Consider the following 13837-nt stretch of genomic DNA (forward strand, 5'->3'; position numbering starts at 1 on the left):
TAATGATTCGTTCTTCATTTACGCTAGCGGCGTTATCACTCGCGGTGCTAGCAGGGTGTGATAATGCGCCAAAAAGTACACCTTCAGAGACAGCAACAACGATGCAAACTCAACAAACAGAAAAACCAGTGAGCGCCGTGGCGCCGATTGCTAAAAAAGTACCGCATGAAATGACGATTCATGGCGATACGCGTATTGATGATTACTACTGGCTACGTGATGACGAGCGTAAAGCGCCAGAGGTTATAAGTTACTTAAATGCAGAAAACGCCTATACCGATGCAATGCTTGCGCATACTAAAACGCTGCAAGATTCGTTATTTGAAGAGCTAAAAGGGCGTATTAAAAAAGACGATGACTCGGTGCCAGTAAAAAGAGGTGATTATTTTTATTCATCGCAAACCCGTGGCGAAAACGAATACCCTACTTATGTTCGCAGTAGCGACTTTAAAGGCAGTGATCAGCAAGTTATTTTAGATGTAAATGCGTTGGCCAAAGATCACGACTACTTTGCTGTCAGTGGCTTATCTTTAAGCACTAACGGAAATTTAATGGCGTACGGGGAAGATACTGTTAGCCGTAGAATTTACACCATAAAGGTAAAAGATCTAACCACAGGACAGTTGCTCGAAGACACGCTTGAGGGAACAAATGGCGGCGTTATTTGGGCAAACGATAATAAAACCTTTTATTACATTAAAAAAGATGCACAAACCTTACTTGGCTATCAAGTTTACCGCCATACATTAGGCACACCACAAAGTGATGATGAACTAATTTACGAAGAAACTGATACAAGCTATTACACAGGTATTAGTAAGAGCAAAGATGGCTCAGAAATATATATTTGGCACAGCAGCACCAATGCCTCTGGTATGTCGGTACTCAGTGCAGATGATATTAAAGCAAAACCTAAGCGCTTAATTGAGCGTGAGGACGACCTTGAATACAGTATTTCAAAGCTTGGCAATACGTACTACATTGTTACTAACTTAAATGCGGTTAACTTTCAGCTTATGAAAGTGGATGTAGATAAAGCGCATGATAAAGCAAATTGGCAAACGGTGATTGCCCCGCGCGATGATATTAAGCTTGAAGGCGTTGATTTATTTAAAGACTACCTTGTGTACCAAGAACGAGAGCAGGGTCAGTCGCGCCTTATTGTACGCCATTTAACTACTGGAGATGAGCATACGCTAAGCTTTAACGACAGTGCGTATACCATTGCAAGCTATGGCAATAACGATATAAACAGCGACAAATTACGTGTTTACTATACGAGTATGACTACGCCGGGCACCTCGTATGATATTGACCTTAAATCGGGCGATAAAACGCAACTTAAACAGCAAACTGTGTTAGGTGATTTTAACGCAGATAACTATGCCTCTGAGCGTATTTTTGTAAAGGCTCGCGACGGTATTAAAGTGCCGGTAAGCTTAGTGTACCGTAAAGATGCATTTAAAAAGGATGGCACAAATCCATTACTTCAATACGGCTATGGCTCGTACGGCGCAACAATGGACCCTACTTTTTCAAGCTCCCGCTTAAGCTTATTAGACCGTGGGTTTGTGTTTGCTATAGCGCATGTGCGTGGCTCGCAAATGTTAGGTCGCCCATGGTATGAAGATGGCAAATTATTAACTAAAAAGAACACGTTTAACGACTTTGTTGATGTAACTAAGTCACTAGTGTCACAAGGTTATGGTGCAAAAGACGAAATATTTGCTTACGGAGGGAGTGCTGGTGGTTTATTAATGGGCGCGGTGGTTAACCAAGCACCTGAGTTGTATAAAGGGGTGGTTGCAGCAGTGCCTTTTGTTGATGTGGTTACCACCATGCTTGATGAAAGCATACCGCTTACAACCAATGAGTATGGCGAGTGGGGTAACCCAAATGAAAAAGAGTACTATGACTATATGCTGTCGTACTCACCGTATGACCAAGTGGCTAAACAAGCGTACCCAAATATGCTAGTGACTACGGGCTTACATGACTCGCAAGTTCAATACTTTGAACCAGCTAAGTGGGTTGCAAAGCTACGTGACTATAAGACAGATGATAATAAACTGCTATTTAAAATAGATATGGAAGCCGGCCACGGCGGTGCGTCTGGTCGCTTTAAGCGCCTAGAAGATACAGCGCTTAATTACGCCTTTATGCTGGATTTAGCTGGTATTAAAAACTAAGTCAGCATGCCCTAATGGGAATAAAAATTAAGTAATGTTTTAAAGGTATAGCCAATGGCTATACCTTTATTTTTTGTGGCAAGTTAAAGCTAAACATGGTGCCTTTACCTAATTCGCTCTGCACGTTTATTTCGCTATCCATCAAGGCAAGTAAACCTTTACAAATAGCCAGCCCTAAACCACCTTGTTGGCGGCCTTCGTTATTAGAATTAGATGCTTGGTAGTGTGGATTAAAAATAGCATCTAGCTCATCATGTTTTATACCTACACCTGTATCAGAAACCTGCACAAATAACTGTGCATTATCTATATGCTTAACGTGGACAGCTATATTGCCGCCGTTAGGTGTATGCCTAATGGCGTTATCAATTAAATTACTCAGCACACGCTCAAGCTTTGCAATATCCGCTACAACAGGAAAATCGCAAATAGCAGGCTCCACGCTTAACTTAATGCCTTTGCTGTCAGCAGCCAGACTAAATTTGGCAATACAATCGTAAATTAACTCCCCTAAATTAAAGGTTTCTTTGTGTATGCTTATTTCGCCGTTTTCTAAGTGAGCGAGTTCAAAAATTTGCTCAATAAGTTGTTTAAGTTGTGCGCAATTGTTGAGCGAAACGTGTAAGTACTCTTGTTGCTCATTAGCGCTTAGTTGCGAACCTGATTGATTAAGTACCTCTAAAAATCCTTGTAAAGAAGCAAGCGGTGTACGTAAGTCGTGTGATAAATGAGTCAGTAGCTCTTTGCGTTGTTTATCGCTTTGCTCAAGTGCTTTAAATTGCTCATTAATACGGGTCACCATGGCCTGTATGCTTCTTCCTAGGCTATGCACCTCGTTACTTTTTTGGGTCGAAAAGTTACTCAGTTTTGTGTCTGTTAAGCTGTAATTGGCCGCTTCTATATTACTCACATCTTGAGCTAAACGTTGAATTGGGTTGGTAAAAAAGCGCAGTAAAATAAGCATTGCAATCAGTAAAAATGCCAAGGCCGATGTTAGCCATAATGCTGCAAGCCATAGTCGGTCGTTACTTTTTATATTATTAAGTGAAGTGTCGTAAGCTTCTCCACCAATTATGACGTACAGGTATCCTTGCAATGTGTCGTTATTAAACACAGGAGCGACAGAAAATATTTTTTGTTGAGTTTGGTCGCGCGGGTTATCTCCATATATAGGGGCTGCATCAGGGTTATTAATTAATGTTTTAAGGGGCGCTAAATTAATGTGTGTACGTTTTACCTTGCCGGGATCAGCTGAATAAGTAAGGATTTTGCCGTTTTCATCAACAAAATAAAACTCAAATGCGGGACCTAATAACATTAAAGTATGAAACAGGTTTTCAAGGGCTTTGTAATCGTAAACACCTTCTTTAATAAGTGGGTTATCTTGAACTAAGTGTTCGGCCAGTGCTAGATGTAGGTTTTGCTCGCCATGGTGTTTGGAATTCAGTTCTAGCTGTTTACTCCAGCTATAAACAAGTGCACAAATAAAACAAAAAATAATTACCAAAGAGATAGCTAGTTTTTGATATAAAGACAAATTGAACATAAAAGTTACCCAAGTTGGCTAGGGTTGAGTTTATAGCCTACACCCCATACGGTTTCAATAAAGGGTGCTTGATGATGCTGCTCAAGCTTGGCGCGTAAACGGTTGATATGTGAGTTAACCGTGTGCTCGTAGCCACTATGTTGGTATCCCCACACTTTATCTAATAGTTGCTGGCGACTAAATACGTGGTTAGGGTGACGAGCAAAATACACCAATAAATCAAATTCAGTGGCGGTGAGGTTAAGGGCTTGTTCGTCTAAATAAACTTGATGTGAGCTAAATTCAATGTTGAGCGAGCCTATATTTAGTGTTTGTTCGTTGCACGGGATGTCGTTTTCATTATTTTGAATCGCCAGAAGTTGAGAGCGGTGGCGTAACTGTGTTTTTACGCGCGCTTGTAATTCGCGAGCAAAAAAGGGTTTACAAATATAATCATCTGCGCCCATTTCAAGCCCAATTACACGGTCCATATCGCTACTTAGCGCAGTAAGTAAAATAACGGAAATGGTAGGGTAGTGCTCTTTAATTTTACGGCATAGGCTTAAACCATCCATTTGTGGCAGGTTTATATCCAGTAAAATAAGCCCGTAAGGTTGTTTTGCTATTCTTTTAAGTGCAAGCTCAGCGCTTATAACATGATCAACATGTAGATTTAGCGTAGTAAGTTGAGTTGTTATTAATTGACCGATTTCTCTGTCGTCTTCTACTACCAGTATTTTTTCGTGACGCATGTATTAACCTCGTAAAAAAAGGGACCTCCATGTCTCCTCACATCCCCATTACAAGCTGGTTATTACTGTGTGCGCTCAATCATTATTTTAGAGACAGGGTTATCAAATTTTTGCCCTGCACCGAGTGCAGAAGTTGATAGCCCATCTTGATTAGACACAATACCTGGATGCATTGTTATTAAATCAATAATGTCGTCGCGTATTTCGTTAAACCCTTCGCCATTTGCAGCCGGGCCAGGCACAGTTTCAGCCGTTTCGGTATTTGCCTCTGTACCTGCATCATAAGCTAAGGTGGTGCGCGTTAGCGTATCGCCTACTGCGAATGTAGATACATCTACAGAACTAAGACCGGTAAAAGCATCATTTGTATTCCCAAGCATGGCAGCAAAAGACAAATTAAGTACATCTTGCGCTTCAACAGATAGCGTTACAGTCGTTGTTTCTCCAGGGCCAATAGGGCCTTCTGCAGAGGCCGAAGCGAGTGCATTTTCGTCACTAAGGTACGCTTCGTTAGCGCCGCTTTCTGCAATCATTTCTAAGCCTATGGAGGCTGTTTCACCAAATTGCCATGGTGCGGTTTCATCAAATGCAATAACAGAAAGTGGCGATAGGGGCTGTCCAGCCGTTAAGTTACTAAAGGTAATAGTAAACTCATACACTACAGGTTCCGGCTCAACCACCACCACAGGTTCTTGATCTTCAATAGGGTCGTTATTATCGTTATCGCCACATGCGGCTAGTGAGCTGGCTAACAGTAAAATAAGCGCACTTTTTTTAAAATTAGAAAGAGATGACATAATTAACTCTCCTATTTAACCGTCACAGTTAATTTTGCAACGGGGTTTAACCATCTGTGTACGGTGTTACTTAAATCACTGCTACCGGCATTTAAGTCGTCGTCACCTAAATTACCCGGATGAATATGTACATTCACATTGCTATCTGTACTGGTTAAACCTGCGCCACCTGTACCTGCATCACCCCCTGGTGCTGCTGGGATCCCCGGCGTACCAGGCGCACCTGAACCTTCAACTACTAACTCATTGTTCTGCTCAGTACCTGCATCGTAGGCATTAAGATACACTGTATAGGTACCTGCTTCGGTTGGGATTTTCCAGCTATTAAGTCCAACAAAGCCATCATTGGTAGGTAATAACATGGCAGTAAGTGAAAGGTATTCGTTAGTGTCTGCCGTCATAAGGGTGGCAGAGGCAGAAGCCGTTGGGGCAAGTAACCCTTCAGCTGGGTTTGCTACCATATCACTTCCTGCCGCACTTGCTTGAGCCATTAGCTCGGCAATATTGCCGCCTTCAGCCATTGTTTGTAGCGCTGTTGAAGCCTCTGTCGCTACTTCAAACAATTTATCTTCAGCGTCGTGCGCTGTTATTAACACAGGTGTAAAGTGAATACCTTGGGTTAAATTTGTCAATTCTAAATCAAGCTCTGCAGCTTGTGTTGTTTGGCTTGCTACGGCTAAAAGAGTGGCAAGTGTAAGTGCTGATGTTTTCATTATTATTTCCTGTAAGTGATGATTCAGGTTAAGTATTGAATAACCACCTCAAGAAACTCTCACAAAGTTATCACTTTTTTATCACAGCGGGTTAGGATGTGATATTTAACAATACAGTTATGATTTATGGACACCTGCTCAATAAAAAGGCAGTATGTATTAACTAATAAGGAGAGCGTAATGGAAGAAAATCAACAGCTTGAGCCGTTATCAAAAGACGAAAAAACATGGGCAATGCTTTGTCACTTAAGTGCTGTAGCCGGTTTTGTTATTCCGTTTGGGTCGATACTTGGGCCATTAGTGGTATGGCTTATTAAAAAAGATGAAATGCCAATTGTCGATTTACACGGTAAAAAATCGTTAAACTTTCAAATCACTATGGCTATTGCCTACTTTGTGTGTTTTTTACTTGTGTTTGCTGTAATAGGCTTGGTTTTGTTGCCTCTTGTGGCTATTTTTTCGTTTGTCATGGTGGTTTTAGCCAGTATTAAAGCCAACGAAGGCAAAGAGTTTAATTACCCGCTGAGTTTAAATTTGATAAAATAAACAGCCACATTTTAATAAACCCAGCTTTATGCTGGGTTTTTACTTTAAGTACTTAATGCTTTATATCACCTTATTTTTTAGTGCGTTTGTGTCCGCTACTTTATTGCCAAGCTCTTCAGAGGTGGTACTTGCGACGATGATAAGCCAAGCAAAAGCTAATCTATGGCTGCTGTGGTTAGCCGCTACGTCAGGCAATGTACTAGGAAGTTGTATTAATTATTGGCTGGGTACCCATGTGCTGCGCTTTAAGCACAAAAAGTGGTTTCCTGTCTCTGAGCAGGGAATTGTTAAAGCACAATCTCAGTTTAAAAAATATGGCGTGTACAGCTTACTGTTTGCTTGGCTACCGATTATTGGCGATCCGCTAACGGTTATTGGTGGCATATTTAAAGTACGTTTTAGTGTATTTTTATTGCTAGTAACACTTGGCAAAGGCGTGCGGTATTTAGTCGTTATTGCCCTTGCCATAGGCTTAGATAAAATAATTTAATATTATTTAACCCAATCAAGCGTGAGTGATACCGAGTCGGCAAAGCGCAGTGCATGTGGTTTATCCACACGTGCTTTGGCGTAATGCACGCTGGGGTGTTTATGGCATACAGCAAGTATTTCGGCAACCAGCTTTTCAAGTAACAAAAAGTGACCCTGTTCTACTAGGTTTATCACCTCTTTGGTGATCACTTTATAATTAAGTGCTTGTTCTACTTCGTCTGTTTTACAGGCTTCATCAGCAGGATAGTGAATTTCTAAATTAATCACTACATCTTGCTTTTTTTCCCGCTCTTCAGGGTTAAAGCCAATAAACGTACGTAAGCGTAAGTTGGTTACGTTAATAATTGCGTTGGCCATTATTACCCCTTAATAAGTTGTAAAAACTCGTTACGCGTTTTAGAGTCTGATCTAAAGTTACCTAGCATTACCGAGGTACGCATGCTTGAATTTTGCTTTTCTACACCGCGCATCATCATACACATGTGTTTAGCTTCAACAATAACACCCACGCCTTTAGCTCCGGTCACTTCTTCAACGGCTTTTGCAATTTGATGTGTTAATTGCTCTTGTATCTGAAAACGGCGTGCAAACATATCAACAATACGTGCAAATTTAGATAAGCCCAGTACTTTACCATCGGGAATATAGGCAATATGACAACGACCAATAAAAGGTAATAGGTGATGCTCACACATAGAGTAAAGCTCTATATCTTGCACAAGAACCATATCGTCTGCGTCTGAGGTAAATACTGCATTATTGGTAATTTCATCGAGCGTTTGACGATACCCTTTTGTTAAATACTCCATGGCTTTAGCTGCACGTTTTGGCGTGTCGAGCAGACCTTCACGATTAGCATCTTCACCTACAGCAGTAATTATATTTTGATAACTTTGTTTTAATTCGTCATGCATAAATTTCTCAGTTTTAATGTGTGTTTTACTTTAAATGGCGACCACCATCCACAGGCAAAGCGCGGCCTGTGATGTAGTGGCTGCGCAGCAATAAATCAATACTATTAATAATTTCTTGGCAACCAGGCTCTATACCCATCAATGATTTTTTAAGGGTTTTAGCACGATAAGCCTCGTCATCATGTTCGTTAAAAATAATCAACGATGGCGCTACCGAATTCACCTTTATATTTGGTGCGTACTTAGCGCTAAATGACTTGGTTAAGTTATCAAGCGCAGCCTTACTTGCGGCATAGGCAATGTGTTTTGGGCTACCTGTTTCAACAACATAATCGGTAAGGTGAATAATGTCTGCAGGAGTGCAAGCCTCGGCTTGGTACGTCATTAATAACTCTGCACAGGCATTATTAATTAAATACGGCGTTTTGGCATGAATGCGCATCATATTGTCAAACAAACTCGAAAAATCAGGGTTACTGGCTTCGCAGTCCCAACTGGAGGCATTGTGCACTATGGCACGTAAGGAGTGCGTATGCTGTTTAAGTATTTCAATAAAACTGGCAATACCAGCATCGCTGCTAAAGTCGGCGTGTAAGCATACTGCGCCTTGTTGTTCTAACTCATCGACCGCATTGTGGCGCGTACGATAGGTAATAATAATAGCTTGGCCTTGCGATAAAAAGTGCTTAGCAAGTGCAAGGCCAATACGTTGACCAGCACCTGTTATTAAAATAGGAGATGTCATGTAATGCAGTTTTCTCTTTGGCAGGCGTTAAAATTAACTATAAATTAGCTTTTTTTCTACGTAACATTACGGCAAATAGATCAGCTAGTGCTTATGCAGCACTAGCTGTTTGAGCCGTTACAACTCATCGTAAATAGTCGGAATGGGTTGGCGCTTATGCTGAGTGCGTACATAAATCTCAGTTAGCTTTTGCTCAACCTCTGCAGCCACTGGCTTACCTTCTAAAAAGTCGTCAATTTGCTCATAGCTTAGCCCTAACGCTTCTTCATCAGTGAGGCCTGGGCGGTCACTTTCTAAATCAGCAGTAGGGGCTTTTGTCACTAATAGCTCTGGCGCACCTAAGGCAGTTGCAAGTGCACGAACTTGACGTTTTGATAAGCCAAATAATGGGGCTAAATCGCATGCGCCGTCACCAAATTTGGTGTAAAAACCAGTAATGTTTTCAGCGCTGTGATCGGTACCTACCACTAAGCCTTGGCAAAAACCTGCAATTTCGTATTGCGCTACCATGCGTTGGCGTGCTTTTACATTACCCTTAACAAAATCAATTTTAGCTTGGTCGGGCAAGCTTTCGCCACTACCAACAACCGCCGCCATAGCTTGTTCGTGTAATGCGTCGGCAGCAGGCTTTACGTTTACGGTCATACGTTTGCTTGGCTTAATGAAATCAACGGCCATTTGCGCTTCGTCTTCATCTGCTTGTACACCGTATGGCAAACGAACTGCAATAAATTGGTACTTATCCGTGTTTTGCTCAGCGTTTAGTTCATCTACGGCTAATTGACATAAACGTCCACAGGTCGATGAGTCAACACCACCGCTAATGCCAAGTACTAGCGATACACTGTGGGCTGCCACCAAGCGTGCTTTTATAAAGTTAACTCGACGGGTAATTTCGGCATTTACATCAATAGTTGGCTGAACTTTCATTTCAGCCATAATTTCGGCGCGCATGGCCAGCTCCTTGTCATTTAATAAGTCGTTTTTAAATAGGCTTACATTATCTGGTTTAGTGGTGATTAATTAAAGTCCTAAATGTGCTTTTATACGGCTAAGCTCGGCTTTTAGTTCCTCAATTTCTGCAAGTAACTCGTTAATTTCATCGTTTTTAACTTCTGCGACTTCTGCAGCTGGCGCTGGGCTTGGCACTAGTGCTGGGTCAGCAAAAAGGTGCATGTAGCGATTTTCTCGTTTGCCGGGCTCACGCTTAAGCTTTGTAACGTAGTCATCTTTTGCCAGCGCGCTCAGAGCTATTTCTACTTCGCTCACGTTTGTAAACTCAGCTAGACGCGCGCTGCGCGTTCTCAGCTCACCGGGTGTTTGTGCGCCGCGCAGTAACAGTAAGCATAGTATTGCCCGTTGCTGCGTGCTTAGCTGTAAACTACTAAATTCTGTATTACAAAAACGGTGGTCGTATTTATTAACTCGCCCCGACAGCCCTTCGTCTAGCGTTACAAGGCGCTGGCTTATAAGCTCATCAAGTGTTTGTTGAACCTCACTTTCGCTCAAGTTTACAACCGGATCTCGGTTGGATTTTTGGTTACACGCATTCGTTAGTGCGTTCAACGACAGTGGATAATGCTCGGGTGTAGTGCTTTGCTTTTCTAAAAGGCAGCCAATAACGCGCTGCTGATTTGCTGATAAATGCATGGCTTTTCTTTATTAGTAAACAGTATTTTTAGCTTACACCTTTATTGTGTACCAAGCCATTGTTGCAATTTAGGTTCTAGTGCAGCAGAGTCTAAAGGTTTGGTTAAATAATCATTCATTCCGGCATCTAGGCACTTTTCTTTGTCGCCCTGCATTGCATTTGCCGTTAACGCAATGATTGTAATATGTTTATTATGCAGGCCCGCTTTACCTTCGCGTATAGCTTGCGTGGCTTGGTAGCCATCCATCACGGGCATTTGGCAATCCATTAAAACTAACTGGTATTTTTTGTCTTGGCTGCTGTTTAGCTTATCTAATGCATCTTGGCCGTTTTGTGCAATATCAAAGGTAAGGCCAATTTGTTTTAACAAAGCAGAGGCAACCACCTGATTTACTTTGTTATCTTCTACTAGAAGCACTTGTGCGTGCGCTGATATTTCTTTAGGTTTTTCGGTCAACTCATTTTGCAGTTGCGCTTGTCGCTGTTGTTGCTCTATGAATTTATCGTTAGTCAGAGAATCAAATAAATCTGACGGGGTGAGCGGTTTAAATATCAGGCAATCTATATTTATACCAATGTTGTTATGCTCTTGGGAGTAACTCATCGGTGCCATAACGACCAGCTTACTTTGCTTGGTTGTTACCCTGTTTTTTAATGCGTTGATTTGTAAGTGTGCAGCGTGCTCAAAAAAATAATAATCGACTAGCAGTGCATCTGGCTGGGTATCGCAGTTATCAAAATAATTAATAATGTCGCTATAGTCATTTAAAATAGTAACGTGTGCGCCCCATACGCGTAATTGTTTAGCGGCAATATTGGCGTTAAGTGTACAGGTATCAACAATTAAAATATGTTTGTTATTAATTAAGTGGCTGGGTAAATCTTGCGCTTTCGTTAAACGGGGCTGTATTTTTATAGAAAACGAAAAAGTACTGCCCTCATTAAGCATGCTGGTTACGTTTACTTCGCCTTCCATTAGTTCACAAAGTTGCTTAACGATAGCTAGGCCAAGGCCTGTGCCACCAAATTGACGAGTAGTTGAAGCATCGGCTTGGGTAAATGAGTCAAATAAGGTCTTTTGCTTTTCTGCGTCTATGCCTATGCCGGTATCAATAATAGAGCAGTGTAAAAAGCTGCCATCAGTGGTATCTTCTATCTGCGCAGTTACCAAAATTTGCCCATCAATCGTAAACTTAACGGCATTGCCAATCAGGTTATTTAAAATTTGTCGCAATCTATTTGGATCGCTAATTATTTCGCTAATTGTAATTTGGGTGGCATCTAAAATAAGGTGGGTATTATTTTGCTCCACTTTAAGCGCAAACGACTCAACCACTTCGCCCAGTAGTTTAGGTAAGTTAAATTGCACGTTTTCTATGTCGAGCTTGCCCGCTTCAATTTTAGAAAAGTCTAAAATATCGTTAATGATATTTAAAAGCGATTGTGCCGAAGATTGAGCAAGCTCAATATGGTGCTCTTGCTGCTGGTTAAGTTGGGTACGCTTAATAATATTTAGCATGCCCAATACGCCGTTCATTGGGGTTCTTATTTCGTGGCTCATACTGGCTAAAAATTCGCTTTTAGCCATAACAGCTTGCTCTGCGGCCTCTTTGGCGGTGACTAGCTGTTGTTCGGTTTCAATGCGTTGCTGGCTTGAGTGTAGGCTGCCTACTAGTGCGGCTATAGCTATTAAAAAGCTTTCTTCGTTACGCGACCACGGACGCATTGAGGCGCATTGCTCAGCGCAAACTATGCCAATGGTGCCATTTCCCGCGGGTATGATTACGCACAGCATGGCATTAATATTGAGCGGCGCTAGGTAATGTTTTTTAAGCGGTTTTAATAGCGGGTGTTTTTGAGCATCACTAGTACTAAAAACAGCGTGTTTTTCGATGGCTTCAAAAAAATCAGGGGCCTCACTTTTAAGCCACACTGCATTATTATTGCCCATTCTGTTTTCAATATTGTGAGAGGCGATAGGGCTTAACGAGGTCTTTGAGCTATTAAAAAACCAGATACTGGCTTGCTCAATGTTTAATGCATGGCAAATAGATTCAGTAATGACTTGTTTGGACTGGCTTAGCTGGCCACTTAAAATAAGCTCGTTAGCAGTAAGCGATGCTAAAATTTCGTTATGTAGAGCTATTTTGCTGTTCTCAAGTTCAATACGTTTACGGGTATCAATATTTTGTAGTGAGCCAAATATTCTCACGCAACGTTCATTTTTTCGCTCGGCCTCACCATGAATAAGCACCCACATTTCACGCCCTTGTGAGTCGATAACTTCAAGCTCGGCTTCGTAACTTTTGCCTTCTTTAATTGCAGATTCAACCAGCTGAGTAATGCGTTCTCTGCTTTCACCGGCTTTAAAATAATTTAAGTTTGTTGGCCATGAGGGCTCTTTATTTAGGGGGTATTTAAATATTTTTTTGGTCATATCTGACCAATACACTTGTTTGGTTTCTAAATTAAATGACCACGCACCAATTTGCGCAAGGTCACTCATTGCCTCCAGCATTTTTTCGTTTTGTTGTTGGCGGTTTAGCATTTTTAAAAAGAATAAAAATGCCCATATTAGTAATCCGCAAATAATTATAATGGCAATTCTAAGCGGCCATATAGTTGAAGGAGCAGGGCTCCACCCCTCTTTAGGCGCTACGTATAATTGCCAGCTTCCCCCTTGAAAATTAAGCGTAAAATCCAGCGGATCTTGTGTGGTTATATTGCTATTACCGTAAAAAAACTCGCCTTTTTTGCCTAAACCATGACGCCCTTGAATGGCAATGTTGTAGTTTTTTTCAAGCTCCTTTATACCTGAGTTTTTATAGACTTTTTCAATGTCGAGCACCACTGATAACAGCCCCCAAAAGCGGTTTTCGGGCGGAATATAAACCGGCACTCTGGCAATAAGGGCAATGTCGCCTTGAACAAGCTTAAGTGGTCCCGCCATAACAATTGTATTGGTATCACGGGCTCTAATGGCATCTTGGCGTTGGTTTTTTTGTTCTAAAAAGTTTAAGCCAATGGCTTTTTCGTTACCTTTTAGTGGGTAAGACATACGAATTATCATGTCGGGTGCGCCACCAATATGGCGTAGCTCACTGGAGGTTTTAAATAAAGGCGCGGCAATTTGCTCAAACCGTGCTTGCTGTAATTCAGGTTCAGCCGATACTGCAACCGCTAAACCACGAACTAGCTGAATGTTTGATACTAACGTTGCTTCTAGCTGTGCACGATATGTACTTACCTGAGATAAAATTTGTAAGCGGTGGGCGTCTTTTGCGCGATTATAGTTAATTCTATCAAGTACAATGCTCACTACTACAATTAGCGTAAGCGATAACCAAAAGGTCAGCTTATAGTTGCTGGTAGTGTTTTTTTTGTTGTTATTTTTTGGCGGCATTGGCTAAGTCATGCTGTTATTTTAGGCAATTTAACTATAGCTAATTTATTGCATAAATAAAAACGGCGCTGATAAATAAGCGCCGTTTTATTTTTATAATTAGTAGTTTA

The 13837-nt window shown here is 41.4% G+C and carries 13 protein-coding genes; 3 read left to right on the plus strand and 10 right to left on the minus strand.

Features of this window, described 5'->3' with window-relative positions:
• Positions 1 to 2: 2 nt before the first annotated feature.
• Positions 3 to 2189: a S9 family peptidase gene (locus CWC17_RS17805; RefSeq protein WP_138614397.1), complete on the plus strand. Its 2187-nt coding sequence runs from the start codon at positions 3 to 5 to the stop codon at positions 2187 to 2189.
• 58 nt (positions 2190 to 2247) lie between these two features.
• On the opposite strand, the gene CWC17_RS17810 is transcribed toward CWC17_RS17805, so the two are convergent.
• The 4 genes from CWC17_RS17810 to CWC17_RS17825 all read right to left on the minus strand — a co-directional run bounded on the left by CWC17_RS17810 (position 2248) and on the right by CWC17_RS17825 (position 5976).
• The gene (locus CWC17_RS17810; RefSeq protein ID WP_138614399.1) at positions 2248 to 3735 is read right to left on the minus strand and encodes a sensor histidine kinase; all 1488 of its coding nucleotides are present in this window, start codon (positions 3733 to 3735) and stop codon (positions 2248 to 2250) included.
• Between the two features lie 5 nt (positions 3736 to 3740).
• Positions 3741 to 4466 carry a response regulator transcription factor gene (locus tag CWC17_RS17815; RefSeq protein ID WP_138540560.1) on the minus strand — a complete coding sequence of 242 codons (726 nt, stop codon included), beginning with the start codon at positions 4464 to 4466 and terminating at the stop codon, positions 3741 to 3743.
• 62 nt (positions 4467 to 4528) lie between these two features.
• Positions 4529 to 5263: a spondin domain-containing protein gene (locus CWC17_RS17820; RefSeq protein WP_138540559.1), complete on the minus strand. Its 735-nt coding sequence runs from the start codon at positions 5261 to 5263 to the stop codon at positions 4529 to 4531.
• An 11-nt stretch (positions 5264 to 5274) separates the two neighbouring features.
• Entirely contained in the window at positions 5275 to 5976 is a 702-nt protein-coding gene (locus CWC17_RS17825) for a spondin domain-containing protein (protein ID WP_138540558.1), read from the minus strand.
• Between the two features lie 180 nt (positions 5977 to 6156).
• Here CWC17_RS17825 and CWC17_RS17830 point away from each other — a divergent pair, with 180 nt between their 5' ends.
• Both CWC17_RS17830 and CWC17_RS17835 read left to right on the plus strand, forming a co-directional pair.
• Positions 6157 to 6522 (plus strand): DUF4870 domain-containing protein, encoded by a 366-nt coding sequence (locus CWC17_RS17830; RefSeq protein ID WP_055019953.1) that lies wholly within the window; start codon positions 6157 to 6159, stop codon positions 6520 to 6522.
• Between the two features lie 55 nt (positions 6523 to 6577).
• Positions 6578 to 7012, plus strand: coding sequence for a YqaA family protein (locus CWC17_RS17835; RefSeq protein ID WP_138614401.1), 435 nt, complete (start codon positions 6578 to 6580; stop codon positions 7010 to 7012).
• Positions 7013 to 7014: 2 nt separating this feature from the next.
• On the opposite strand, the gene folX is transcribed toward CWC17_RS17835, so the two are convergent.
• The 6 genes from folX to CWC17_RS17865 all read right to left on the minus strand — a co-directional run bounded on the left by folX (position 7015) and on the right by CWC17_RS17865 (position 13727).
• Positions 7015 to 7371: a dihydroneopterin triphosphate 2'-epimerase gene (gene folX / locus CWC17_RS17840; protein ID WP_055015862.1), complete on the minus strand. Its 357-nt coding sequence runs from the start codon at positions 7369 to 7371 to the stop codon at positions 7015 to 7017.
• Positions 7372 to 7373: 2 nt separating this feature from the next.
• Complete coding sequence (folE, locus tag CWC17_RS17845; protein ID WP_055015863.1) at positions 7374 to 7928, minus strand: GTP cyclohydrolase I FolE; 555 nt, start codon at positions 7926 to 7928, stop codon at positions 7374 to 7376.
• 25 nt (positions 7929 to 7953) lie between these two features.
• Positions 7954 to 8673 (minus strand): dihydromonapterin reductase, encoded by a 720-nt coding sequence (folM, locus tag CWC17_RS17850; protein WP_138614403.1) that lies wholly within the window; start codon positions 8671 to 8673, stop codon positions 7954 to 7956.
• Between the two features lie 117 nt (positions 8674 to 8790).
• Positions 8791 to 9627, minus strand: coding sequence for an NAD(+) synthase (gene nadE, locus CWC17_RS17855; protein WP_138614405.1), 837 nt, complete (start codon positions 9625 to 9627; stop codon positions 8791 to 8793).
• A gap of 69 nt (positions 9628 to 9696) precedes the next feature.
• On the minus strand, positions 9697 to 10323 hold the full coding sequence (locus CWC17_RS17860; protein WP_138614407.1) for a YceH family protein: 627 nt from the start codon (positions 10321 to 10323) through the stop codon (positions 9697 to 9699).
• 41 nt (positions 10324 to 10364) lie between these two features.
• Positions 10365 to 13727, minus strand: a complete 3363-nt coding sequence (locus CWC17_RS17865) for an ATP-binding protein (protein ID WP_138614409.1) — start codon at positions 13725 to 13727, stop codon at positions 10365 to 10367.
• Between the last annotated feature and the right edge of the window lie 110 nt (positions 13728 to 13837).

This window comes from Pseudoalteromonas sp. S3785, from assembly GCF_005887365.1.
GTDB lineage: Bacteria > Pseudomonadota > Gammaproteobacteria > Enterobacterales > Alteromonadaceae > Pseudoalteromonas.